The sequence below is a fragment of the uncultured Psychromonas sp. genome (assembly GCF_947489755.1).
In the GTDB taxonomy this organism is placed as follows: Bacteria; Pseudomonadota; Gammaproteobacteria; order Enterobacterales; family Psychromonadaceae; genus Psychromonas.
Window position 1 is genome coordinate 20861 of record NZ_CANLFB010000016.1, and the last position, 21975, is coordinate 42835.

The window sequence follows — 21975 nt, forward strand, 5'->3', positions numbered from 1 at the left end:
GCAACTTTTGTCATATTATAATTAGTTTGCTATCTTATAGCATTGTCAAAATACTGATAAGTAAGAATGAAAACGATAATTTGTAGCCATTGTGACATGGTCTCACAACAACCTATTATACAGCCAGGCTACGTTGCAAAATGTGCTCGTTGTAATCATGTATTTTGCAAAGCGACAACAAGTAAGCCCAATAAGGTCTTTGCTCTAGCGCTCGCTGCACTATTAGTTTGTATTCCTGCTTTTTCATTCCCACTTGTTTCAGTGCACTTATTAGGTATTACAGAACAAACCAACCTATTACAAGGTGCTATAATGATGATTGACATAGCCCCTGTTGTCTCTTTTGTCGTCTTGTTTTGTGCGGTCGTTGCTCCTACGTTATTAACAGTTTGTATCTTATTTAGCAGCGGATGTATGATGTTTAAAAAGCGCCCTTCGCTGCTTAACTATGCGCTTAAATTAACCAGCATTCTCATTCATTGGTCTATGTTGGAAGTTTATTTAGTAAGTTTTATGGTAGCCGTTTTTAAATTAACAAGTTATACAGAGCTTTATTTTAATAGTGGTTTGTACTTTCTAGTTGGTTTTTTAATATTAAATATGAGTATGATCAGCGAATATGATAATGCTCAACATTGGAAATATTTACTCAATGAATAAACCCTTGATAACTGGGATGAGTGCGTTACAACAAGATAGGCAATTATGCCGAGTTTGTGAAAAGCATTCTTCTATTAGTGAAAATGAAGAATGTTGTCCTTATTGTGGTAGTCCTATTTCACCTCGCATTGAAAATAGCCAACAAAAAACATGGGCATTATTGTTTACAGCGTTTATTTTTATCTTTCCAGCTAACCTTTACCCTATTACTTATTTACTAAAAAATGGGACACGTTACCCTGATACTATTTTTTCAGGTATTGTAAGCTTATTATCAAGTGGTATGTCTGGTATAGCATTTATTGTTTTTATAGCGTCTATAGTAGTACCTATATTAAAGATTGTTGTATTAGCTTTTATTTCACTTGCCGTCCACTTTAAATGGCAATTTAACCCTAAAAAACAACTTATTGCTTTTACGTTAGTCGACTGGATTGGTCGTTGGTCAGTATTAGACCTATTTGTTATATCAATAATGGTCGCGGTGTTTGATAAAGGAAACTTCTTATCCGTTTACCCAGGGATCGCAGCAACTTCCTTCACAGTGGTTGTCATTACTACATTATTCGCAGCACAGAGTTTCGATACTCGTCTAATATGGGACGCAAATACCGATGCAAGATAACCCTTCTACAACACCGGTTGTAACTAAATCAAAATATATTTCACCTGTATGGTTTCTACCTTTTATAGCTACATTATTAGCGCTTTGGATTCTATTTCAAAATATCACTCATAAAAATATGCAGGTTAATATCCACTTTACCAATGCGGGTAGTATTATCGTCGATAAAACTAAAGTGCGCTATAAAGGTGTGATTGTGGGGACCGTAAAGAAGATAGAATTAGATGAAGTCGATGGTGTTAATGTCATTGCAGAAATTGAGTCACATGCCACTTTTTTATTAAAAGAGAAAAGTAAATTTTGGTTAGTTTCGCCTAAAGCTTCTTTAACGTCTATTACTGGCTTGGACACTTTATTTTCAGGTAGTTATATTAATTTATTACCTGGTGAAGGTGAAGAAGCAACTGACTTTGTTGCCACTAGAGAGCAACCGATTACCATTCCAGATAATGCCTTATTAATTAACTTAAAAAGTAATAATGCTGCTTCAATTAATATTGGCACTCCGATCTTCTTTAAAAAAATACAAGTGGGTGAAATTGCACGAGTACGCCTTGATAAAACCGGTCAATCTGTCAACATCCAAGCGTTTATTGAAAGTAAATACAGCCACCTAGTTAAGCAAAAAAGTAAATTTTGGAACATTAGTGGTTTGAATGCCAACATATCACGCACGGGTATTGATTTTAAACTTGAAAGCCTTACGACCTTAATTGCGGGCGGGATTACTTTTAGTAGCCCAGACTCTTCCCCTCCTCCCTCAGAAAAGCAACAGTATCAACTATTTGACGATATTGGTGCCAGTGAAGAAGGGTTAAGTATTACTCTTAAGTTAGCGAATACCAATAATTTACCAGAGCAAGCAGGCATTCTATTTAAAGGCCATGGTATTGGTAGAATTGATTCTATTAACTACGATTCAGAAAGTCAGTTATTTATTGCAAAAGCAACCATTAACCCTGAATTCAGTGATTTAATTACCGAGAGCGCACGATTTTGGGTTGAAAAAACCTCTGTTTCTTTTTCTAAAATTGAAAACTTAAGTAATCTTATCACGGGTGATTACATTAACTTTTCACACGGAGCAAACTATCAAGCAGAATCATTACAGACTGAGTTTGTAATAAAGACAGAACAATCTTTTTTAAGTGACAATAGTTTATCAGTCGAGTTAATTGCAGATAATGCGAATGGATTAACTGATGGAGCTCCAATCACCTACAAAGGCCTTCATATAGGTAAGGTCAGTGCAATAACATTAACTGATGATAGCAATAATATTAAAGCCACTTTAAATATAGATGAAAAATTTAGTTACCTCGTTAATAAAAACAGTAAATTTCATTTATTAAGCGGTGTTAACTTTAAAGCTACTTTAAAAGGCGTCGAAGTCAATAGCAAACCATTGCAGAATATTATCCAAGGGGGTATTGCGCTTTATAATGAATCGGCAATAACAAAGAAAAGTGTTCAAACACTTTATAACAATAAACGCCCTTTCTATTTATACGCGTCTAAAGAGATGGCAAAACTAGGTAAAAATGCTTTTGCTGAGCCATTACAGTTAAAGCTGTTAAGTAAAAACTTACCTTCCGTTAGTATCGGCTCTCCAGTGTATTACCATAAACTACAGGTGGGTGAAGTCAGTGATTTACGCCTACATAACTCAAGTTTAATGCAAACGAGCATTAACATTAATGCTAAATTTAAACATTTAATTAGCAAACAAACTGTTTTTTGGAATGTCAGTGGTTTTGAAATTGATGCAGGCCTTTCTGGTATAAAAGTAAATGCACAATCATTACTTGCACTTGCAACAGGCGGTATTGCTTTAGAGTTTTCACCATCAACAACGACTAACATCACCAGCGAAGGCCAATATCGTTTATTTGATAATTACCAACAAGCAACACAACCACCGAAGCAAATTACCCTAATGTATGATGATGCGTCTGACTTAAAAGTCGGTAATAAAGTAAAACTAAAAGGATTAGAAGTCGGTGAAGTAAGCCAATTAACCCTTAACCAGAATAATAAAGTCATGGTGACATTAGATATTGACCCAGAGTATTTTGACAAAGTAGCCAAAAAAGGTAGCCGCTTTTGGGTGGTAAGAAGTGACATATCATTGTCTGGTGCTAAAAATTTATCAACCTTGATCAGTGGCGTATTTATTAATATTCAAGCTGGTGATGGCGATAAGAACATTGAGTTTAAAGGCGAACATAATGCACCAATACTCGCACCACATAAAACGGGTTTACCTATTATATTAGCTGCAAATAATGCAGGGTCTACTGGTATTACTAGCCCTGTTTATCATCGCCAAATACAAATTGGTGAAGTCACTGAAAAGCGCTTAAATAATGATGCTTCAGGTGTTGAAATAGTGATTAACATTTACCCTGAATATACTCATTTAATTCGTGCTAATAGTATCTTTTGGCCAGCTTCTGGCTTTAACTTAGATATAGGGATAACAGGTGCATCGCTAAAATCGACTTCTCTTACCTCTTTAGTCAAAGGAGGGATTAATATGAGCACGCCAGATGATGAAGCTTTACAACCTCCGAGCCAGGCTTTTTCAACGTTTAAATTAAAATCAGAATTTGACGAAGATTGGTTACAATGGAAGCTGAAAATTCCTAAAAGTAATTAATTTCACTTTATGATATCTTGCGCGCACTTTCTAGTGCGCGTTTTTGTAAGGATCCAAATGGATAGCAACACTTTTATACCTCAAGCATTTATAGATAAAATGTCGACCATTTTACCTGATAATTTAAATATCGATGAACTGGTTGCCGCTTGTCGACGTCCATTACGTCGTGCTATTCGTGTTAATACACTAAAAATTAACATTGAAGATTTCCATGTTATCGCTAATAGAAAAAACTGGCAACTAACGCCTGTTCCTTGGTGTAAAGAAGGTTTTTGGATTGAAATAGACAATGCAACAGAAAATGAAACCTCACCTTTAGGCAACAGTGCTGAACATTTAGCAGGGCTATTTTATATTCAAGAAGCCAGTTCAATGATGCCAGTATCTGCGCTACTACACCATTTCCAAGAAACAGATAATGCAACACTGTTAGATGCAGCTGCAGCGCCTGGTTCAAAAACAACGCAACTCGCAGCCGCTATTAATAACCAAGGTTTAATCATTGCGAATGAATATTCCTCTAGCAGAATTAAGATGTTGCATGCAAATATTCAACGCTGTGGCATTAAAAATGTTGCCCTCTCGCATTTTGATGCAGCGGTATTTGGACAATGGTTACCCAATACCTTTGATGCCATTTTACTAGATGCACCCTGCTCTGGTGAAGGCACGGTACGTAAAGATAAACAGGCGATGAAGAACTGGGATCAAGCAGCAATAGAATCGATATCAACGATACAAAAAACATTGATAGAAAGTGCATTTAAAGCACTTAAAACTGGTGGGGTAATGGTTTACTCGACCTGTACGCTAAGCTTAGAAGAAAACCAAGAGGTTTGTTTGCATCTGAAAAAAACTTACCCTGATAGTGTTGAATTTCTTTCTTTAAATGATTTATTTAAAGATGCAGATAAAACCTTAACAGCTGAAGGATTTTTACATATTTGGCCACAGGTTTATGACACGGAAGGTTTTTTTGTTGCAGCCATTAAAAAGACAGATGAAATCGAGAGTGAACAAGCACAAAAGCGCTTAAGGAAATTTCCTTTTGAGCCAACAAAAGAAGTAGCAAAAAATAGCTTATACCAATACTTTGATGAACAGTTTTCAATAACAGCATTAACAGGTGTCCTCTATCAAAGAGATGATGAGTTTTGGTTATTCCCAGAAAATATTGTTCCTTTAATTGATGAACTACGCTTTTCTAGATTAGGTATTAAAATAGCCGAAAAATTCGGTAAAGGCCGTAAGTCAGGCTTTAAGTGTACTCACGAATTTGCCACTTGTTTTGGCCAACAAAGCCCACTAGCAATAGAATTACTAGCACACCAAGCAATAGAGTATTATCAAGGGCGAGATATTCATGACATTGATACTAATAATTCAAAAGGTGAAGTGATGTTAAGTTATCGAGGGCATGTAATTGGTTTAGGGAAATCGTTAGATAACAGAGTGAAAAACAGCTTGCCGAGAGATTTAATTATTGATAAAAATTTATTTGTTGAGTAGCCATTAGCATCATGAGTTTTGTTAAATAAACAAAACTCATGATATTAACTATTATCAATAAGCGTTCTTATGGATAAATCCTTTAAATACCGTTAATACTAGTATTTTTATATCAAAACTAATTGACCAGTTTCTAATATACTCCAAATCAAACTCAACACGTTTTTCCATTTTTTCTAAGGTATCTGTTTCACCGCGCCAACCATTAATTTGAGCCCAACCAGTGATACCTGGTTTAACCTTATGGCGTAACATGTAAAAATCCACCAGCTTTCTATATTGTTCGTTATGTGCCACTGCATGAGGGCGAGGCCCTACTAATGACATACTGCCAGACAATACGTTAATTAATTGCGGCAACTCATCCAATGATGTTTTTCTTAAAAAAGCACCAAGTTTAGTGATACGGCTATCGCCTTGTACCGCTTGTTGTATAACATCACCATCATCCATTGAGCTCATAGAACGAAACTTCCACACTTTTATCGCTCTGCCATCTAACCCATATCGTAGTTGTTTAAATAATACAGGCCCTGTTGAGTCTAATTTAATCAGCAGTGCAATTACCAACATAGGTAAAGCAATAATAGATAAAATTAATGATGCCCCAAGTACATCTTCAAGACGTTTTAGCAACCTTGAAGGGCCTGTCATAGGGGATTCATAAACACTTATAGTTTGTATCGAACCAACATGAGATAAACGCGCGTTGAGTAAATTAAACGTGAAGAAATCAGGCACGAGAAATACATCAATTGTTGTATCGCCTAATGATCTTAATACGCCTTCAATACGTTTTTGAGCAGCGAGTGGCAATGCAATATAAATAACATCAATATCACCCGCTTTAGCCAGTTCAATACCTTTATTAATGCCACCTAATACTTGTTCAGTATATTTACTTTCTGTTCGTGTATCTGCTCGATCATCATAGAAACCTGCTAAGGTATAACCTGTTTCAGGTTTGTTCACAAATTGATCTGCGAGTAATTCACCTGATGACGTTAATCCGAATATAGCGACTCTTTTGGTATAGTAGCCAGCACGACGACGTTTAAATAAAAACACATAAAACAATAGACGCCAGCCCGCTAATGCGAAGCAATTAAAAAGCATCCAATAGCCAATCACTAAACGAGAAATATCAAGACTTGTTTTACTGAAAAATAAGAATATAACGACACTAAATATGCCAGCAACCCAACATAAAAAAGTATAACTCGCGACACGTGAGAATTCGCCGAGACGCCATGATCGGTAAAGATTATGACTGTCAGCAGCAAAAACAAATCCAATCGAAGCAATCAAACCGACAACAAGATAAAGATTTGTTACTGTTTCATGTTGGAAAGAAAGAATAAAGAATAAACTTACTTGTATAACGACAAAATCAATACAGCGGCACAACGCCGAATAAGCATTTTCACTATCTTTAACATAGTGTTGTTCTGACATTTAAATCCCTTTAAAAATTCAACAATTAAGTAAGCCATCCATCATCATTAATTAGCTTACTTAAATTAAATTATTCCGCGTGTATCGATAACAACTTTAGTAGCAAATTGTGTTCGATCGGTTGCTTTGAATTGCTTATGATCAACTAATACAACCACGACATTAGCTTTATCTAAGGCATCTTCAAGTGATGTTAAGGTAATGCCGGAGTCAGATAAAGCACTAGGAAGTTGCTTAATGTTAGGCTCTACAGCAATAATTTCACCAACTTCTTTTGCGACTAGGTCTTTTACGATTTCTAATGCAGGGCTTTCACGTAAGTCATCAATATCGGCTTTAAAAGCAAGCCCAAGACAAGCAATCACGGGACGTTTAAATTCATCTGCTGCTTTACAAATTTGTTCAACAACATAATGAGGCTTGGCATCATTGGTTAATCGAGCTTGTCTGATAATATTAGCTTCTTCTGGGCAGCTATCAACAATAAACCATGGATCAACAGCGATACAATGACCACCAACACCAGGACCTGGGTTAAGAATATTAACGCGAGGATGACGATTCGCTAATTTAACGAGCTCCCACACATTAATTTTCAACTTATCACAAATAACTGAAAGCTCATTTGCAAAGGCAATATTAACGTCACGGAATGAATTCTCTGTTAATTTAGCCATTTCAGCAGTGCGAGCATTAGTTACAATACATTCACCACGTACAAACTTTTCATACAGCTGAGTGGCGAGTTGGCTACAAGCACTTGACATACCGCCAATAACACGGTCATTTGATACTAATTCCTGTAAAACATAACCAGGTAATACACGTTCAGGACAGTGTGCGACTTTAATATCTGCAGCGTCCCCTTTATCCTGAGGAAATGACAAATCAGGACGTGCTAATTTTAACCATCCCGCTAATTTCTCTGTTGTGCCAACTGGAGAAGTCGACTCTAAGATAACTAAGTTACCTTTCGCTAAGACAGGTGCAATCATATTCGCAGCTGACTCGATGTAAGATAAATCAGGTGAGTGAGATGAACTCGTATCTTGTTTAAAAGGCGTCGGCACTGCTACCATAAAGACATCAGCAGGTTCTGCAGTTGTGGTGGCACGTAATTTCCCTGTCGTTACAACACTTCGAACCACAATATCTAAATCAGGCTCTACAATATGAATTTGCCCTGCATTAATGGTATTTACCGCATTTTCATTAACATCGACACCGATAACGTCGATACCACGAGAAGCAATAACAGCAGCAGTAGGTAATCCGATATAGCCTAAGCCGATAACAGAAACAGTTTGAAATGGCATAATTAATCCTTTAATAATTCTTTAACAATTCGTGTGCATGCTAGACCGTCGCCATAAGGGTTATGGGCTTTAGCCATCGTTTGATAGCTAGTAGGGTCAGTTAATAATAAAATGGTTTCAGAGGTAATACGTTGTACATCGGTACCCACTAATTTTACGGTACCGGCTTCAATAGCCTCTGGTCGTTCTGTTGTATCACGCATGACTAATACTGGTTTACCCAATGATGGCGCTTCTTCTTGAACACCACCTGAATCGGTAATAATCAAATAACAACGATTCATTAAATAAACAAACGGTAGATAATCTTGAGGCTCAATCAAGAACACGTTATCTAACTTACTTAATAAGCGATTAACAGGTTCTCTTACATTTGGGTTCATGTGCATTGGATAAACAATTTGTACATCAGGTTGCGCTTTCGCAATATTAGCGAGTGCTTCGCAGATACGTTCAAATCCACCACCAAAACTTTCACGTCGATGGCCAGTAACAAGTACCATTTTTTTGTTTTTATCTAAAAATGGAAATTGTTTGTCCAGTGAGTTTTGTAAACCAGTATCAGACTCTAGTTTTTGCTTAACCCATAACAAAGCGTCAATCACCGTATTACCTGTGACAAATATACGATCTTGTGGAACGTGTTCTTTGAGTAAGTTTGATTTCGATAAGTCTGTCGGCGCGAAGTGAAAACGAGTCAGTACGCCGGTTAATTTTCGATTCGCTTCTTCAGGCCAAGGCGAATATAAGTTACCAGTACGTAATCCAGCTTCGACATGCCCGATATTAATTTGCTTATAAAAGGCAGCTAAAGATGCAGAAAACGTGGTTGTAGTATCTCCATGAACTAAAACAACATCGGGTTTGAAATCATCAAGGACACCTTTCAATCCACTTAAAATATTTTCGGTGACATCAAATAAATCTTGTCCTGGTTTCATGATGTTTAAATCATAGTCAGGCGTGATATCAAAGAGCTGTAAGACTTGATCTAGCATTTCACGATGTTGAGCCGTCACACAAACTTTACTCTCAATTCCTGCTTCAGCAGCAAGTTTATGTACGAGTGGAGCCATTTTAATAGCTTCAGGTCGTGTACCGAATACGGTTAACACTTTCTTCATTGAATAGCCTTACAAGTTATTACGATATTTAATAGGTTTAAGTAACAAGAGATTCATGTGGCATTTAACTACTCACAAATAGATAAACGTAAGTTTATCAACTCGATCATGTACTAGAATGGTCAGGATTATACGTTGAAACCCTTGTATTTTATATAAAAAATATAAATCACAAAATTTAAATCATTTACACAATATTATTTATTATAGGTCAACGTCTTACTTAAAATATTGGCACAGTAAGTACATTGAATTATATATAAAAAGTAAGACACAAAAATAAATTAAGCATGTAGACAAACTAAATGCTGAAACTTGTTTTCATCACTTAATTGCAATTCAAAATAACCACGAACACCTAGCTGTGTAAAAAAAGGTACAAAACGCATGGCAGGTAACTGAATAGTAGCACCTTGATCACTTCGAACTTTCACTGCAACGTTAGGCGTTCGATATAACTTTTCAAATTCTTGATAGCTAATATTTATTCTAAAATGATAGGATTTCATAATACCTCCTTAGCAATTGTCAAATGGGTATAACGTCCTAATGATGCGTAGGGTTCATGTTGACAATACCCTTTCTCCATCGCTAACAGTTGTTCAACATTATTTTCTGAAAAATCAACTGATTTCATATAGTCATGCAATACACGCACACCTGTTTTTTTCAAAACATGCATATCTGCTTCTTTTAACCAAGCTAACACCTCTGCCTCAAACTATGGTCAGTCACTTAATATTCTCATTTAGTTTAATCCGATAATAAAAACTAATTATACGTGACTTATTATTGAATATTAACCTACATTGAATAAGTTCTAAGACGATTTTTAAAGTAACTATATAAGTTAGTTATACAAATTAGTTATGCCAATTCGTTCTACCAATTAGCTATATCAACTGGCTATTCAGGATTATAGTAATAAGTAATTGTATGGCATGATTAAATAAAGTGTTCATTCTGCATGAACAGGGGCCGCTTTATCAAATTTATCACTGACAGACTGGGTTTATAATCAAGCGTAAAATTAACGCTAAACGACATTAATAATAAACAACGAAAGGCAAAAGAATGGTATTTTTAATTAAAAAATGGCTGGGTGGTTTATTAATGCCCTTACCTCTCACTTTGGCACTGCTGTTTGTTAGTTTATTATTGTTATTTTTTAGCCAACATCAAACGCTAGCCAAATCATTAACACTCTTCAGTTTTTTAATCTTATTCGCTTTTAGTCTATTACCAACGGCTTACCACCTAGCCAAACCGCTTGAAAGGCAATATGCCCCTTTATTAGAGGCTGAACAGTCGTTAGATTATATTTTAGTACTTGGTTCATCAGGGATTAATGATCAGAAATTACCGATTACAGGGCAGCTTTCGGCCACCGCATTAAGTCGATTTAGTGAAGCATTACGTCTTTACTATGCCAATCCAAATGCCTCTATCGTGGTATCAGGATCAGCTTTTGGAGACAGTAAAAGCCATGCACAGCTTTTGCAGCAACTAGCCTTAGCGTTCAATATATCAGAAGAAAAAATCATTCGTTTAGATAACCCTCAAGATACCAATCAAGAAGCCCTACAGATGTCAGCCATCATTGAGGGAAAGAAAGCAGCATTAGTGACATCAGCCACTCACATGCCTAGAGCAATGGCGCTATTTAAAAAATATAAACAATCTCCTATTCCAGCACCAGCAATGTACTTAGCAAAAGAGAATTCGAAGGACTTACCTTCATACAGTTACATCCCTTCCGCTTATCAATTGTATAAGTCGCAAATAGCATTACATGAATATTTAGGGCTGCTTCAACAATGGTTTGTCTCTAATACCACTTCTAAGTAAATAGTTTTTTATTAGATAAGTGAATAAAAAATGTGTCGCTGTGAACGTTTGATTAAGGTGAAAACCTATATAAGCGATTGAAATTTAGGTATAAAAAAGCCTGTTACTGTCGTTACTCTTACAATGAGTAAATCAATAACAGGCGTTTTAACATAGTGGTATCACTTAAAGGTTTAATCTTAGTATTGATATAGCGAAACCACTACATATCCTAATTTCAATCTTTAAACCAATTGTGATGGTCTTTTAATAACCGCTTGGCCAACGATAACGCTTTCTCCATTGAACGTCATGGTAGGAGATCCATAAAGCTCATAACCTTCTTTTAAAAACTTAGTCACTTTGCTGCAAAATTCAGCATCGTCTTTACCTGTAATTAATTTATAACTCTCAATTGAATTTGGCATAGTAAACCCTTTTATGAAGCCTATTGAATGAAATCAGCATACAACTATTCACTTCAAAGGCATATTATTACTCAAAAATTTTGTGAATCAACAACTTATATGTACAAAAAAACGGCATATAGCCGTTTCTTTTTATTCGTTTTAACTTATTTTTAAATAATAGAATTTACATTCTTATAAGCTAAATGATGCCATGAATATAATCCTAAGGACGGTATACTTTCACATTTTCAAATCCAGCTTCTTTTAAGTAAAGCGCTTGTAATTGACTCATCACACCACGATCACAATAAAGTAAATAGGTTTTTTCTTGTGCCAGTGTTTCGAATTGATTACTTAATTTAAAGAAAGGTAAATGTTGTACTTCAACCCCATCTATTTCTAAAGGTTTTTCATCTCTTTCATCGGCAGAGCGAATATCTAATACGATCTCATTAGCAGCAAAAGCGGAAACTGACTCGACTTCTACCAACTGTTCTTTTGCATCTGTCGCAATATCTTTAATGTCTAAGACTTTTGCATCAAAAACCACTTTATCAATGAGTGACATATCAAAATTGGCTTCTTCTTTCTGAATTTTAGTCATCACCGCTTTCACCGTTGGGCGCTGTGAAATGACACCACAATATTCAGGAATAGTTTCAGAAATTTCAGCCGTACCAATCTCACGAGCACAATCGATAATGTCTTGTTTATCGGTTGCGATTAATGGACGTAAAATGAGTGTTTCGGTTACTTGGTCAATCACTGATAAGTTACGTAGAGTTTGACTTGAAACCTGCCCTAACGCCTCCCCTGTCACTAATCCTTCAATGTCTAAATTCGCAGCTACTTTTTCAGCCGCACGCATCATCATGCGTTTTAATACAACACCCATTTGACCGTTATCGACTTTCTCTAATATTTCAGCAACAACAGGTTCAAAAGGAACAGAGATAAACTTAACACGATGTGAAGCACCAAAACGTTCCCAAAGATGATAAGCAACCTGCTTAACACCAATTTCATGTGCCGCACCGCCTAAATTAAAGAAGCAATAGTGAACACGTGAACCACGCTTTAACAATTGATAACTTGAAACGCCAGAATCAAAACCACCAGAAATTAATGATAAAACAGATTCTTGTGTTCCTAATGGGAAACCACCTAATCCTTGATGACGCTGATCAACCATAAACAATTTATCTTGATTGATTTCGATATTAACCGTCACATCTGGATTTTTTAATTTAACAGCAAGTGCTTCAGTATGTTGATTTAAACCACCACCGACATAACGTTCAACTTCATTTGATCCAAAGTCATGGGTACCAATACGTTTTGCACGAACACAGAAGGTTTTACCTGCAAGGCTATCGCCAAAACACGCTTTTGTTTGCTCGTAGATGTCATGAATATCAGTATAAGTAGATTCAGTCACTTCCAAGAAAAACGCAATACCTGGCGTACTTTGTAAATAATGGATCACTTTTGCTTTATTGTCAGGATCGTCATTTTCACTACGAACGATAATTTTATCCCATTCGAGTATCACTTTAATATCTTCATCATGACGAGTCAGTACGTTACGGATATTGCCTTGTAACATTTTGCTGAAGCGCTTACGCACAGGTTTACTTTTCATCATAATTTCAGGAAAAAGCTTAACGATAAATTTCATGGGTACCACTCTTGGATTCAGGACTGTATTAATTTTGAAGTGCGAATTATACGCACTACTTGGTCGTGCGCAATGATTATACTAATCAGGCTGCTGTAAAGCGGTTAAGTTAACTTCACAACTTCCTTTATCGGCTGCGATATAAAAAATATTATCCGTAATAGTAATACTAAAATCCATTGTTCGCTCAACCAATGCGGCTAGCGCTTGAATTTGCTCAAACTCAAATTGATAGACTTCTGCTTTAATGGTGGAGAAATCTTTTTGAGACTGTTTCCACCACACGCCAGACTTAGTATTGAACGTATAGACTTTGGTCACTTTGGCTTGACGACAGGCTTTTTTGATACGATCAAAAGCGGGTTCACCTACATCAACCCACAGTAAAAATTCATCACTGTAATTTTTAGCCCAAATATCCGGATCATCCGCTTCACTTAATCCAGTGGTAAAACTTAAGAATTCTTGATTATTAAGCACATAGGCCAATATACGAGTCACCATACGTTCTGTCGTTTCAGAAGGATGTTGTGCCACAGTCAAGGCAATGGTTTCATAAACATCATTATCTAAATTCGATACATTAATATTCATTTTAAAAATAGTAGGCTTTAATGCCATTTTTGTTTCTCCAAAAAAAAACCACGTTGTAAAACGTGGTTTAAAGATATGTTAACTAGAGTGTTGTTTATTAGTTAGCGTTATATGGCGAACTACACGGTAAATTTATATCTAGCTGAAATAATAAGGCCTAAGAATATAGCAAATAGAATTGAAGTACTAGGAGCAGGTACTCGTACTAATGCTATTCCACCTTGATCTGAGTTAAATGATGCAGAACCACCAAAGATCCATTCTTCCTCATAAATGCCATATGCACCATCATCAATATAGCCATATGAACGAAACTTTCCGGAATCAGAATCAGGTGAATTTGACGTTCCAAATAAATCTAAAAAATCAATCGTAAACTCAGCACCATAAACATCTTGATGTGAAACTATATTATCCCCGTTCCAAGGAATACCTTCTCGACCATCAATATCTTTATAGGTATTGAAAAAAACAGTTTCTAACATTGCGATGGCTTCTTCGGGTGTTGCTAAGCGAAAAGCATTACCATAACCTGGTTTATCAAATGTTTTGATGGCTTCTTCTTGTGTTAGATCCGATGTAAATGACCAATCTAACCAATCTAATCCATTAACCGTTGTATAAGTATCATTATCAATGACTGTAGCCTGTACGAAACTAGATAAGCTACTCAGTGTAATAACTAATATAAATGTGATCTTGTTAAATATTTTCATGTCCATCCTTAACGGAGTTAAAATTAAAAAGTATAAAAGCAAATAACAATATCAATAAAAATAAACAAATAGTCAATTACAATATCAAATAAAAGAAGTTTAATGATAGATTAATAATTATTTTAGAGGTTACTCAGTTCAATTAACCCTATAAACAGTCGTTTTTACAAAAATTAATTTTCCTTATATAAATCGCATCAAATATATATTGAGTTTATATTCGATTAAGTTAATTCAATTTAAGGCTTAAATTAACGCAAATAATTATTATTTTTTGCGAAATTTTTAATGGTAAAGTAGATGTATTAGCAGCTAAATAGAGCGGTCATTAAATGTATTAACTCATTTTCAAGGCATAAAAAAACCACGTAGAACGTGGTTTTATAAAGTAATTTTAAAGTTTAATTAATAATTAAACAGGCATTTTCGCTAATTTAGCACAGACTAAATCGCCGAACTCAGCAGTACTTACTAAGTTTGCTTCGCCTTCTTTAGACAGGTCAGATGTTGAGTAACCATCTTCAAAGACACCTTGCATAGCAGCCCACAAGTTTTTAGCTTCTTTTTCCATCCCAAAGCTCATTTCAAGCATTAATGCTACAGAACCGATCATTGAGTATGGGTTTGCAATGCCTTTACCAGCGATGTCTGGTGCAGAACCGTGTGATGGTTCGTAATAAGATTTCTCAGGACCTTTACAAGCAGAAGGCATAAGGCCTAAAGAACCTAAGATACCGCCGCCTTGGTCACTTAAGATGTCACCAAACATGTTTTCCATTACCATTACGTCAAACATAGTTGGTTTTAGACATAGGTAAGTTGCCGCAGCGTCAACTAGGATGTTGATCACTTCAACTTCAGGGAAGTTTTTGCTTTCTTCTTCAACGATTTCATTCCATAAAACGCTTGATTTTAGTACGTTTGATTTATGGATATTGTGCATGACTTTTTTACGTTTCATTGAAACTTCAAAACCAACACGTACGATTTGACGAATTTGATCTTCATCGTATTCTAATACTTCACGAACGTAACGACGGCCTTCAGCGTCAACACCGGTTTCTTTCTCGCCGAAATATAAACCACCCACTAACTCACGAATTAACATGATGTCAATGCCTTCGCCTACTACAGACTCTTTAAGTGGAGAAAAGTGAGCCAAACCTTTTGGTAAGTAAACTGGGCGGAAGTTAGCGTAAGTATTGTAACGACGACGAAGTGGTAATAACGCACCACGTTCAGGTTGTTCGTCAACAGGGATTTTTTTAGAGTCTTCGTGATTTAAACCGATAGTACCTTTTAAGATAGCATCTGCTTTGTCACAAGCTGCTTTAGTTTCTTCAGGGAAAGCTTTGCCTGTTGCAAAGTAAGCAGCAGCACCAAATAATACGTCATTTAATTCAAAGTTAACGTCAGCGTTACGCTCTTCAACTAATTTTAAAACTTTTACAGCTTCTTTCATTACTTCAGGACCGATGCCGTCGCCTGCTAGTAAAGCAATGTTATATGTTGTCATTTTGATTCCCTAAATGATTTTCGGATTATATTTCGTGGCACATCATAAAGTAAAAGTGTAGTAAATTTCAATTTATGAACGTGTTTTTTCGCATATTTACGCAAAATAAGTGAATATTAAACGGTAAGAATTAAATAAAGGTTAATACAATTGGAAGTTGTTATGTATTAACCTTATGAAGATATAGTCAATTAATTTCACCACTGTAATAGCCGGCTTATTAAACGACATTAAAATGTTTATTGCATAATACAAGCAGCTGAATGTGTCTCGCTTCCTTTTAATGTAAGGCTTGCCGATGCACAAGCTTCCACAGCTATTGGACAGCGAGTTCTGAAAACACAACCTGAAGGTGGATTCATCGGCGAAGGTAAGTCCCCTTCCAGCATTTGTATTGTTTTAGCACGTTCCAACCTAGGGTCAGGAATAGGTACGGCTGACATTAACGCTTTAGTATAAGGATGTTTAGGTTGAGCAAACAGTGTTTTACATTCTCCAAATTCAACTTCATTACCAAGATACATCACTAATACGCGATCAGAAATATGTTTTACCACTGACAGGTCATGCGCGATAAAAATTAAACTAATACCTAACTCTTTCTGTAAGGATTTAAGTAAATTAACAACCTGTGCTTGAATCGATACATCGAGTGCTGAAACAGGTTCATCACAAATGATCATTTTAGGCTTCAAGATCAAGGCTCTTGCAATACCAATACGCTGACACTGCCCACCTGAAAACTCGTGAGGATAACGATTGATCACGTTCGGTAATAACCCTACTTTATCCATAATCTCCTTTACCTGATCTTTCACTTCAGTTTTAGATAAATGAGGATAAAAGGTACGAAGAGGCTCAGCAATAATATCACCCACATTCATACGCGGATTTAATGATGCGAGTGGATCTTGGAAAATCATTTGGATTTCTTTCCGTTTCTCGCGCATCGTTTCATCATTCAAGCTTGCGAGATCTTCCCCTAACCACACAACACTGCCAGAGGTAACAGGTACTAATCCAATAATGGCACGCGCTAAGGTTGATTTACCACAACCCGACTCACCTACAACCCCGAGTATTTCACCTTCATATAACTTGATATTAATGCCGTTGACCGCTTTCAAAGGGATCGGCTTTGCCCAAGGTAAAAGTGATTTAGAAGGAATATTAAATTGTACTTTTAAGTTTTTAATATCGAGAATTAATTTCTTTTCAGTTTCCATTACCAAGACTCCCAGTCAGAAAAACAAGCACGAGAACGATCCTGTGCAAATGGTGTTAATGCCGGTGTGCCATTACAAATATTTTCTATCGCTCGATGGCAACGATCTTGATAAGGGCAACCCTCTGGTAAATTGAGTAAATTAGGTGGGTTGCCAGGAATAGTGGGCAGCGTATCAGCCTCACTGTCTAAACGAGGAATAGCTTTTAATAAACCTTCGGTATACGGATGGCTCGGCTGATAGAAAATATCTTCTACCGTTCCATATTCCATGGTTCTTCCTGCATACATCACTAATACTTTATCGCAACTGCCTGCCACAACGCCTAAATCATGAGTGATCATAATAATGGCGGTATTAAATTGATGTTTTAATTCGTTCAATAGATCCATAATTTGCGCTTGAATAGTCACATCAAGTGCCGTTGTAGGTTCATCTGCAATCAACAATTTAGGACGACATAACAATGCCATCGCAATCATCACTCGTTGGCGCATCCCGCCCGAAAACTCATGAGGATACATATTAATGCGACTTCTTGCTTCAGGGATTTTAACTGCCTCAAGCATTTTTACTGACTCTTCAAACGCTTCTTTCTTACTAAGATTTTTATGTAGAATCAATACTTCCATCATTTGTGCACTCACCTTCATATAAGGGTTAAGTGACGTCATTGGGTCTTGAAATATCATCGCAATTTGTTCAGCACGTACTTTATTTAACTCTTTTTCAGGTAGGTTTAGAATTTCCTTCCCTTCAAACTTTGCACTGCCCGAAATAATGCCATTTTTTGCTAATAGTCCCATTAAGGCAAACACTGTTTGTGACTTACCTGAACCAGACTCCCCTACTATGCCTAAGGTTTGTCCTGGTTGTAGTGAAAAATTCAAATCATTCACTGCTGTGACATTACCATCTTGAGTAGTAAATTCGACGTGCAGATCTTTAACATCTAATAAATTCATATTCTGTTCCTCAATGCCACTATCGGTCTTTTGGATCTAACGCATCACGAAGACCGTCGCCAATGTAATTAAAACAAAATAAAGTAATAACCATGAATCCAGCAGGAAAAGCTAATTGCCATATAGCGACTTCCATGCTTTGTGCACCTTCTTGTAACAATGCGCCCCAACTGGTCATGGGCTCCTGTACCCCTAGCCCTAAAAAGCTTAAGAAAGACTCAGTTAGAATCATGCTCGGCACTAATAGCGTAGAGTAAACGGCAACAATCCCTAATACATTTGGAATAATATGACGTCTAATAATGTTCCACTTACTCACGCCTGAAACGTGCGCCGCTTCAATGAATTCCTTACCTCGCAAACTTAACGTTTGACCGCGCACAATACGTGCCATATCTAACCAAGCAATGGCCCCAATTGCGACAAAGATAAGCACAATATTACGACCAAAAAAAGTCACTAATACAATCACTAAAAACATAAATGGAATGGAATAAAGTACTTCCAAAATACGCATCATAATACGGTCTACTTTACCGCCCATAAAACCAGACGTTGCACCATACACAGTGCCGATAACAACAGCCACTAATGCACCTAAAACACCCACCATCATTGAAACTCGTCCACCGATTAAAGTGCGGACAAAGAGATCTCTTCCTAAACTATCGGTGCCAAAAAAATGCACTGAAGATGGTGCTTGATGTAATGCATACCAATCAGTATCGTCATAAGCAAACTCACTTAACATCGGTACAACTATCACCGCAATAATAATAGCAATGAGTATAAAAAGACTGAGCATAGCCGCTTTATTACGCATAAAGCGAATACGTGCATCTTGCCAAAGACTTCGCCCCTCAATCTCTAAATTGGCAGATAAATTATCAAGGATCTGCGTGTTTTTTTTCTTAATAAACATAAAAGCTATCCTTTAATAACGAATTTTGGGATCAACATAAGCCAATAAAACATCAACAATGGCATTAAATACAATGAACAATAATCCAATTAAAATCGTTATCCCCATCACTAATGAATAATCACGATTGAAAGCGGCATTAACGAATAATTTACCAATACCCGGTAAGCCAAAAATGGTTTCGATAACTACTGAACCGGTAATGATCCCAACAAAAGCAGGCCCCATATAAGAAATAACGGGTAGCATTGCAGGTTTTAAAGCATGGCGAAGTACAATATAAGAAAAGCTTAGTCCCTTAGCTCGTGCGGTACGAATGAAATTACTATTGAGTGTTTCAATCATGCTACCACGTGTAATTCGAGCAAAAGTAGCGACATACATCATTGCCATTCCTAGCACTGGCAGCACCATATATTGGATAGAACCATCGAACCAACCACCAGCAGGAAACCAACCTAAATTAATAGAAAAAATATAAATAAGTACAGGGGCAAGCACAAAAGAAGGCATCACAATACCTAACATTGATGTGGACATCATTCCATAGTCTAACCAAGTGTTTTGCCTCAAAGCTGCAAGCGTACCAATTGTAACGCCACAGATAAGAGAAAATATAAAAGCAAAGACACCTATTTTTGCCGACACAGGTAAAGCCGCAATAACCAGCTCATTAACCGTAAAATCTTGATATTTAAAAGAAGGACCTAAATCCCCTTGAAGTACATTGGTTAAGTAAGTGGTGTACTGCTCAAATACGGGCTTGTCTAAGCCATATTTAGCATTAATATTTTGCATTACTTGCGGTGGTAGTTCTCGTTCACTAGAAAAAGGATTACCAGGAGCAAACCGCATCAAGAAAAAAGAGACAGTGATTAGCACTAACAAAGTAGGGATCGCTTCAATGAATCTCTTTAAGATAAATTTAAACATACGTTTCTCGATTGAATAGATCATACTAAACAAGATTAAATTTGTTTAGTATGATTCAAAAATGAAAATGAGGGCGAGTCACCCTCTAACCAATTAAATAAAACAACTAAGATTTAATCTGCTTTGATGTAGATATTTTTAGAGTAGTTTTTATCTTCAGCATTATTGTAGAAATAACCGCCGACATGAGGGTTTAATAGACGAGCTTTAACATATTGATAGATAGGGATAATAGGCATATCTTTCGCTAATAATGCTTCTTGAGCATAATATAGTTTCTGACGTTCTTCTTCCGAAGTACTTAACGTTGCTTGCTCTGTTAACTTATCATATTCAGCACTTTTGTAATGAATACCACCTGTCGTATTACTGCCCTCCATCAATGACGTAAAGGTAGAAGGTTCATTGTAATCACCACACCATGAAGCACGAGCTGCTTGAAAGTCACCTTGATTTTTAGTTTCTAAGTAAGTTTTCCACTCTTGATTTTCTAATGTCACTTCTACCCCTAATGTTTTCTTCCACATTGAAGCAATGGCAACTGCGAGTTTTTTATGGTTTTCACTGGTGTTATACAAGAAAGAGAATTTAAGCGGATTAGATGCGTTATAACCCGCCTCTTCTAATAAGGCTTTCGCTTTTGCATTACGCTCTTTTTGCGTTAACTTAGCATAAGGGGGTAATACGGGATCAAAGTGAGCAACAATTTCAGGCGTTAAACCATAAGCAGGTTTTTCACCTTTACCTAATAAGAATTTAGCAATGACATTTCTATCCACCGCATACGACACGGCTTGTCGGACACGTACATCATCAAACGGGGCCTTATGAGTATTTAGACTGTAGTAATAAGTACATAAATCACCTTTTATCGTCAACGATTCTGGGTGTTCTTTTTCTAAACGTTTAAAATGCTCATTAGGCACTTCATAGGTCATGTCAATTTCCCCCGCAAGAAAACGGTTCATTTCTGACACATAGTTTTCGAGTGGTAAATAAGTGACTTTGGTTAGGACTGTTTTATCATTGTCCCAGTAGTTTTTATTAGGGGTCATTTCAATACGTTCATTGACCACCCATTTACTCATCACAAACGCGCCATTACCCACAAAGTTTTCAGGTTTAGTCCATTGGTCACCAAACTTTTCAACGGTTGCTTTATGCACAGGCATCATGGTTGTATGCCCCATCATCATTACAAAATAAGGAACAGCCGATGACAGTTGTACTTCAAAGGTAGTGTCATCAATTGCTTTAACCCCTAAAGTACTTTTATCTTTATTACCTGCAATGATATCAGATGCATTCAGCATCGTTGTCATATCTAGGTACCATGAGTAAGGAGAAGCAGTAGCAGGGTCAACTGCACGTTGAAAGCTGTAAACAAAATCATCTGCCGTTACTGGGTCACCATTTGACCACTTAGCATCTTTACGTAAGTGAAAGGTAAAGGTTTTATTGTCCGTCGTTTCCCAACGCTCTGCAACGCCAGGAATGGTATTGCCATCGGCATCTTGTGTGACTAAACCTTCTAACAGATCAAGAATAACATTTGACTCAGGAACGCCTTGCGTCTTATGTGGGTCGATAGAAGCAACTTCTGTACCGTTACCTTTTACGAACTCTTGTTTTGCAGCGAGTTTAGTACCGGCGGGTACATCAGCTGCAACAACGTTAAATGAAGAAGCGGCAAAAGAAAGACCAAGTCCTAGCATTAATGCTTTTGTTATTTTATTTTTATTCACAATTAATTCCCTTACATGGTGATGAAATTATCTAACTTTTAAGATTTACTGGCGAATGCAAATTAATAAAAACAGATAATAAAAATAATGAT

General features: G+C 36.5%; 20 protein-coding genes. 5 read left to right on the top strand and 15 right to left on the bottom strand.

Annotated features, from left to right (window positions below; all coding sequences use genetic code 11):
* Positions 1-66 precede the first annotated feature (66 nt).
* The 4 genes from Q0794_RS10435 to rsmF are packed head-to-tail and all read left to right on the top strand — an operon-like array spanning position 67 to position 5456.
* On the top strand, positions 67-660 hold the full coding sequence (locus tag Q0794_RS10435) for a paraquat-inducible protein A (protein ID WP_298941659.1): 594 nt from the start codon (positions 67-69) through the stop codon (positions 658-660).
* A complete protein-coding gene (locus tag Q0794_RS10440) occupies positions 653-1285 on the top strand; it encodes a paraquat-inducible protein A (protein WP_298941660.1) in 633 nt (210 codons plus the stop codon). Before Q0794_RS10435 ends, Q0794_RS10440 begins: the two co-directional genes overlap by 8 nt.
* The gene (locus Q0794_RS10445; RefSeq protein ID WP_298941661.1) at positions 1275-3944 is read left to right on the top strand and encodes an MlaD family protein; all 2670 of its coding nucleotides are present in this window, start codon (positions 1275-1277) and stop codon (positions 3942-3944) included. The genes Q0794_RS10440 and Q0794_RS10445 overlap by 11 nt, the downstream gene beginning before the upstream one ends.
* Before the next feature lie 57 nt (positions 3945-4001).
* Entirely contained in the window at positions 4002-5456 is a 1455-nt protein-coding gene (rsmF, locus tag Q0794_RS10450) for a 16S rRNA (cytosine(1407)-C(5))-methyltransferase RsmF (protein WP_298941662.1), read from the top strand.
* A gap of 54 nt (positions 5457-5510) precedes the next feature.
* Here the strand turns inward: rsmF and Q0794_RS10455 are convergent, their stop codons facing one another.
* From Q0794_RS10455 to Q0794_RS10475, 5 genes are all read right to left on the bottom strand, one after another.
* Positions 5511-6911 (bottom strand): undecaprenyl-phosphate glucose phosphotransferase, encoded by a 1401-nt coding sequence (locus Q0794_RS10455; protein ID WP_298941663.1) that lies wholly within the window; start codon positions 6909-6911, stop codon positions 5511-5513.
* A gap of 65 nt (positions 6912-6976) precedes the next feature.
* The gene (wecC, locus tag Q0794_RS10460) at positions 6977-8227 is read right to left on the bottom strand and encodes a UDP-N-acetyl-D-mannosamine dehydrogenase (protein WP_298941664.1); all 1251 of its coding nucleotides are present in this window, start codon (positions 8225-8227) and stop codon (positions 6977-6979) included.
* A gap of 2 nt (positions 8228-8229) precedes the next feature.
* The gene (gene wecB, locus Q0794_RS10465; RefSeq protein ID WP_298941665.1) at positions 8230-9351 is read right to left on the bottom strand and encodes a UDP-N-acetylglucosamine 2-epimerase (non-hydrolyzing); all 1122 of its coding nucleotides are present in this window, start codon (positions 9349-9351) and stop codon (positions 8230-8232) included.
* Positions 9352-9635: 284 nt separating this feature from the next.
* A complete protein-coding gene (locus tag Q0794_RS10470; protein WP_298941666.1) occupies positions 9636-9860 on the bottom strand; it encodes a DUF2835 domain-containing protein in 225 nt (74 codons plus the stop codon).
* The gene (locus Q0794_RS10475) at positions 9857-10060 is read right to left on the bottom strand and encodes a hypothetical protein (protein ID WP_298941667.1); all 204 of its coding nucleotides are present in this window, start codon (positions 10058-10060) and stop codon (positions 9857-9859) included. Before Q0794_RS10475 ends, Q0794_RS10470 begins: the two co-directional genes overlap by 4 nt.
* Before the next feature lie 365 nt (positions 10061-10425).
* On the opposite strand from Q0794_RS10475, the gene Q0794_RS10480 reads away from it, so the two are divergent.
* A complete protein-coding gene (locus Q0794_RS10480) occupies positions 10426-11199 on the top strand; it encodes an ElyC/SanA/YdcF family protein (protein WP_298941668.1) in 774 nt (257 codons plus the stop codon).
* A 224-nt stretch (positions 11200-11423) separates the two neighbouring features.
* On the opposite strand, the gene Q0794_RS10485 is transcribed toward Q0794_RS10480, so the two are convergent.
* The 10 genes from Q0794_RS10485 to Q0794_RS10530 form a co-directional block, all read right to left on the bottom strand.
* Positions 11424-11606 (bottom strand): DUF1737 domain-containing protein, encoded by a 183-nt coding sequence (locus Q0794_RS10485; RefSeq protein ID WP_298941669.1) that lies wholly within the window; start codon positions 11604-11606, stop codon positions 11424-11426.
* 205 nt (positions 11607-11811) lie between these two features.
* Positions 11812-13266: a tRNA uracil 4-sulfurtransferase ThiI gene (gene thiI / locus Q0794_RS10490; protein WP_298941670.1), complete on the bottom strand. Its 1455-nt coding sequence runs from the start codon at positions 13264-13266 to the stop codon at positions 11812-11814.
* A gap of 81 nt (positions 13267-13347) precedes the next feature.
* Complete coding sequence (locus Q0794_RS10495) at positions 13348-13887, bottom strand: YaeQ family protein (protein WP_298941671.1); 540 nt, start codon at positions 13885-13887, stop codon at positions 13348-13350.
* A gap of 92 nt (positions 13888-13979) precedes the next feature.
* Positions 13980-14576: a hypothetical protein gene (locus Q0794_RS10500; RefSeq protein ID WP_298941672.1), complete on the bottom strand. Its 597-nt coding sequence runs from the start codon at positions 14574-14576 to the stop codon at positions 13980-13982.
* A gap of 412 nt (positions 14577-14988) precedes the next feature.
* Positions 14989-16092: a 3-isopropylmalate dehydrogenase gene (leuB, locus tag Q0794_RS10505; protein WP_160061294.1), complete on the bottom strand. Its 1104-nt coding sequence runs from the start codon at positions 16090-16092 to the stop codon at positions 14989-14991.
* 239 nt (positions 16093-16331) lie between these two features.
* Entirely contained in the window at positions 16332-17318 is a 987-nt protein-coding gene (gene oppF, locus Q0794_RS10510; protein WP_298941673.1) for a murein tripeptide/oligopeptide ABC transporter ATP binding protein OppF, read from the bottom strand.
* Positions 17318-18283, bottom strand: coding sequence for an ABC transporter ATP-binding protein (locus Q0794_RS10515; protein ID WP_298941675.1), 966 nt, complete (start codon positions 18281-18283; stop codon positions 17318-17320). The genes oppF and Q0794_RS10515 overlap by 1 nt, the downstream gene beginning before the upstream one ends.
* Positions 18284-18302: 19 nt before the next feature.
* Complete coding sequence (gene oppC / locus Q0794_RS10520; RefSeq protein WP_298941677.1) at positions 18303-19205, bottom strand: oligopeptide ABC transporter permease OppC; 903 nt, start codon at positions 19203-19205, stop codon at positions 18303-18305.
* 12 nt (positions 19206-19217) lie between these two features.
* Positions 19218-20138, bottom strand: a complete 921-nt coding sequence (gene oppB, locus Q0794_RS10525) for an oligopeptide ABC transporter permease OppB (protein WP_298941678.1) — start codon at positions 20136-20138, stop codon at positions 19218-19220.
* Between the two features lie 113 nt (positions 20139-20251).
* The gene (locus tag Q0794_RS10530; RefSeq protein ID WP_298941680.1) at positions 20252-21883 is read right to left on the bottom strand and encodes an ABC transporter substrate-binding protein; all 1632 of its coding nucleotides are present in this window, start codon (positions 21881-21883) and stop codon (positions 20252-20254) included.
* Positions 21884-21975 lie beyond the last annotated feature (92 nt).

What these genes read in the sequence shown, in the direction of transcription:
- Q0794_RS10495 (WP_298941671.1), bottom strand. Translation starts at nt 13,887, where the DNA reads ATGGCATTAAAGCCTACTATTTTTAAAATGAATATTAATGTATCGAAT.
- wecC (WP_298941664.1), bottom strand. Translation starts at nt 8,227, where the DNA reads ATGCCATTTCAAACTGTTTCTGTTATCGGCTTAGGCTATATCGGATTA.
- oppF (WP_298941673.1), bottom strand. Translation starts at nt 17,318, where the DNA reads ATGGAAACTGAAAAGAAATTAATTCTCGATATTAAAAACTTAAAAGTA.
- Q0794_RS10500 (WP_298941672.1), bottom strand. Translation starts at nt 14,576, where the DNA reads ATGAAAATATTTAACAAGATCACATTTATATTAGTTATTACACTGAGT.
- thiI (WP_298941670.1), bottom strand. Translation starts at nt 13,266, where the DNA reads ATGAAATTTATCGTTAAGCTTTTTCCTGAAATTATGATGAAAAGTAAA.
- Q0794_RS10440 (WP_298941660.1), top strand. Translation starts at nt 653, where the DNA reads ATGAATAAACCCTTGATAACTGGGATGAGTGCGTTACAACAAGATAGG.
- Q0794_RS10485 (WP_298941669.1), bottom strand. Translation starts at nt 11,606, where the DNA reads ATGCCAAATTCAATTGAGAGTTATAAATTAATTACAGGTAAAGACGAT.
- Q0794_RS10435 (WP_298941659.1), top strand. Translation starts at nt 67, where the DNA reads ATGAAAACGATAATTTGTAGCCATTGTGACATGGTCTCACAACAACCT.
- Q0794_RS10480 (WP_298941668.1), top strand. Translation starts at nt 10,426, where the DNA reads ATGGTATTTTTAATTAAAAAATGGCTGGGTGGTTTATTAATGCCCTTA.
- wecB (WP_298941665.1), bottom strand. Translation starts at nt 9,351, where the DNA reads ATGAAGAAAGTGTTAACCGTATTCGGTACACGACCTGAAGCTATTAAA.
- Q0794_RS10445 (WP_298941661.1), top strand. Translation starts at nt 1,275, where the DNA reads ATGCAAGATAACCCTTCTACAACACCGGTTGTAACTAAATCAAAATAT.
- rsmF (WP_298941662.1), top strand. Translation starts at nt 4,002, where the DNA reads ATGGATAGCAACACTTTTATACCTCAAGCATTTATAGATAAAATGTCG.
- Q0794_RS10470 (WP_298941666.1), bottom strand. Translation starts at nt 9,860, where the DNA reads ATGAAATCCTATCATTTTAGAATAAATATTAGCTATCAAGAATTTGAA.
- Q0794_RS10515 (WP_298941675.1), bottom strand. Translation starts at nt 18,283, where the DNA reads ATGAATTTATTAGATGTTAAAGATCTGCACGTCGAATTTACTACTCAA.
- leuB (WP_160061294.1), bottom strand. Translation starts at nt 16,092, where the DNA reads ATGACAACATATAACATTGCTTTACTAGCAGGCGACGGCATCGGTCCT.
- Q0794_RS10455 (WP_298941663.1), bottom strand. Translation starts at nt 6,911, where the DNA reads ATGTCAGAACAACACTATGTTAAAGATAGTGAAAATGCTTATTCGGCG.
- oppB (WP_298941678.1), bottom strand. Translation starts at nt 20,138, where the DNA reads ATGTTTAAATTTATCTTAAAGAGATTCATTGAAGCGATCCCTACTTTG.
- oppC (WP_298941677.1), bottom strand. Translation starts at nt 19,205, where the DNA reads ATGTTTATTAAGAAAAAAAACACGCAGATCCTTGATAATTTATCTGCC.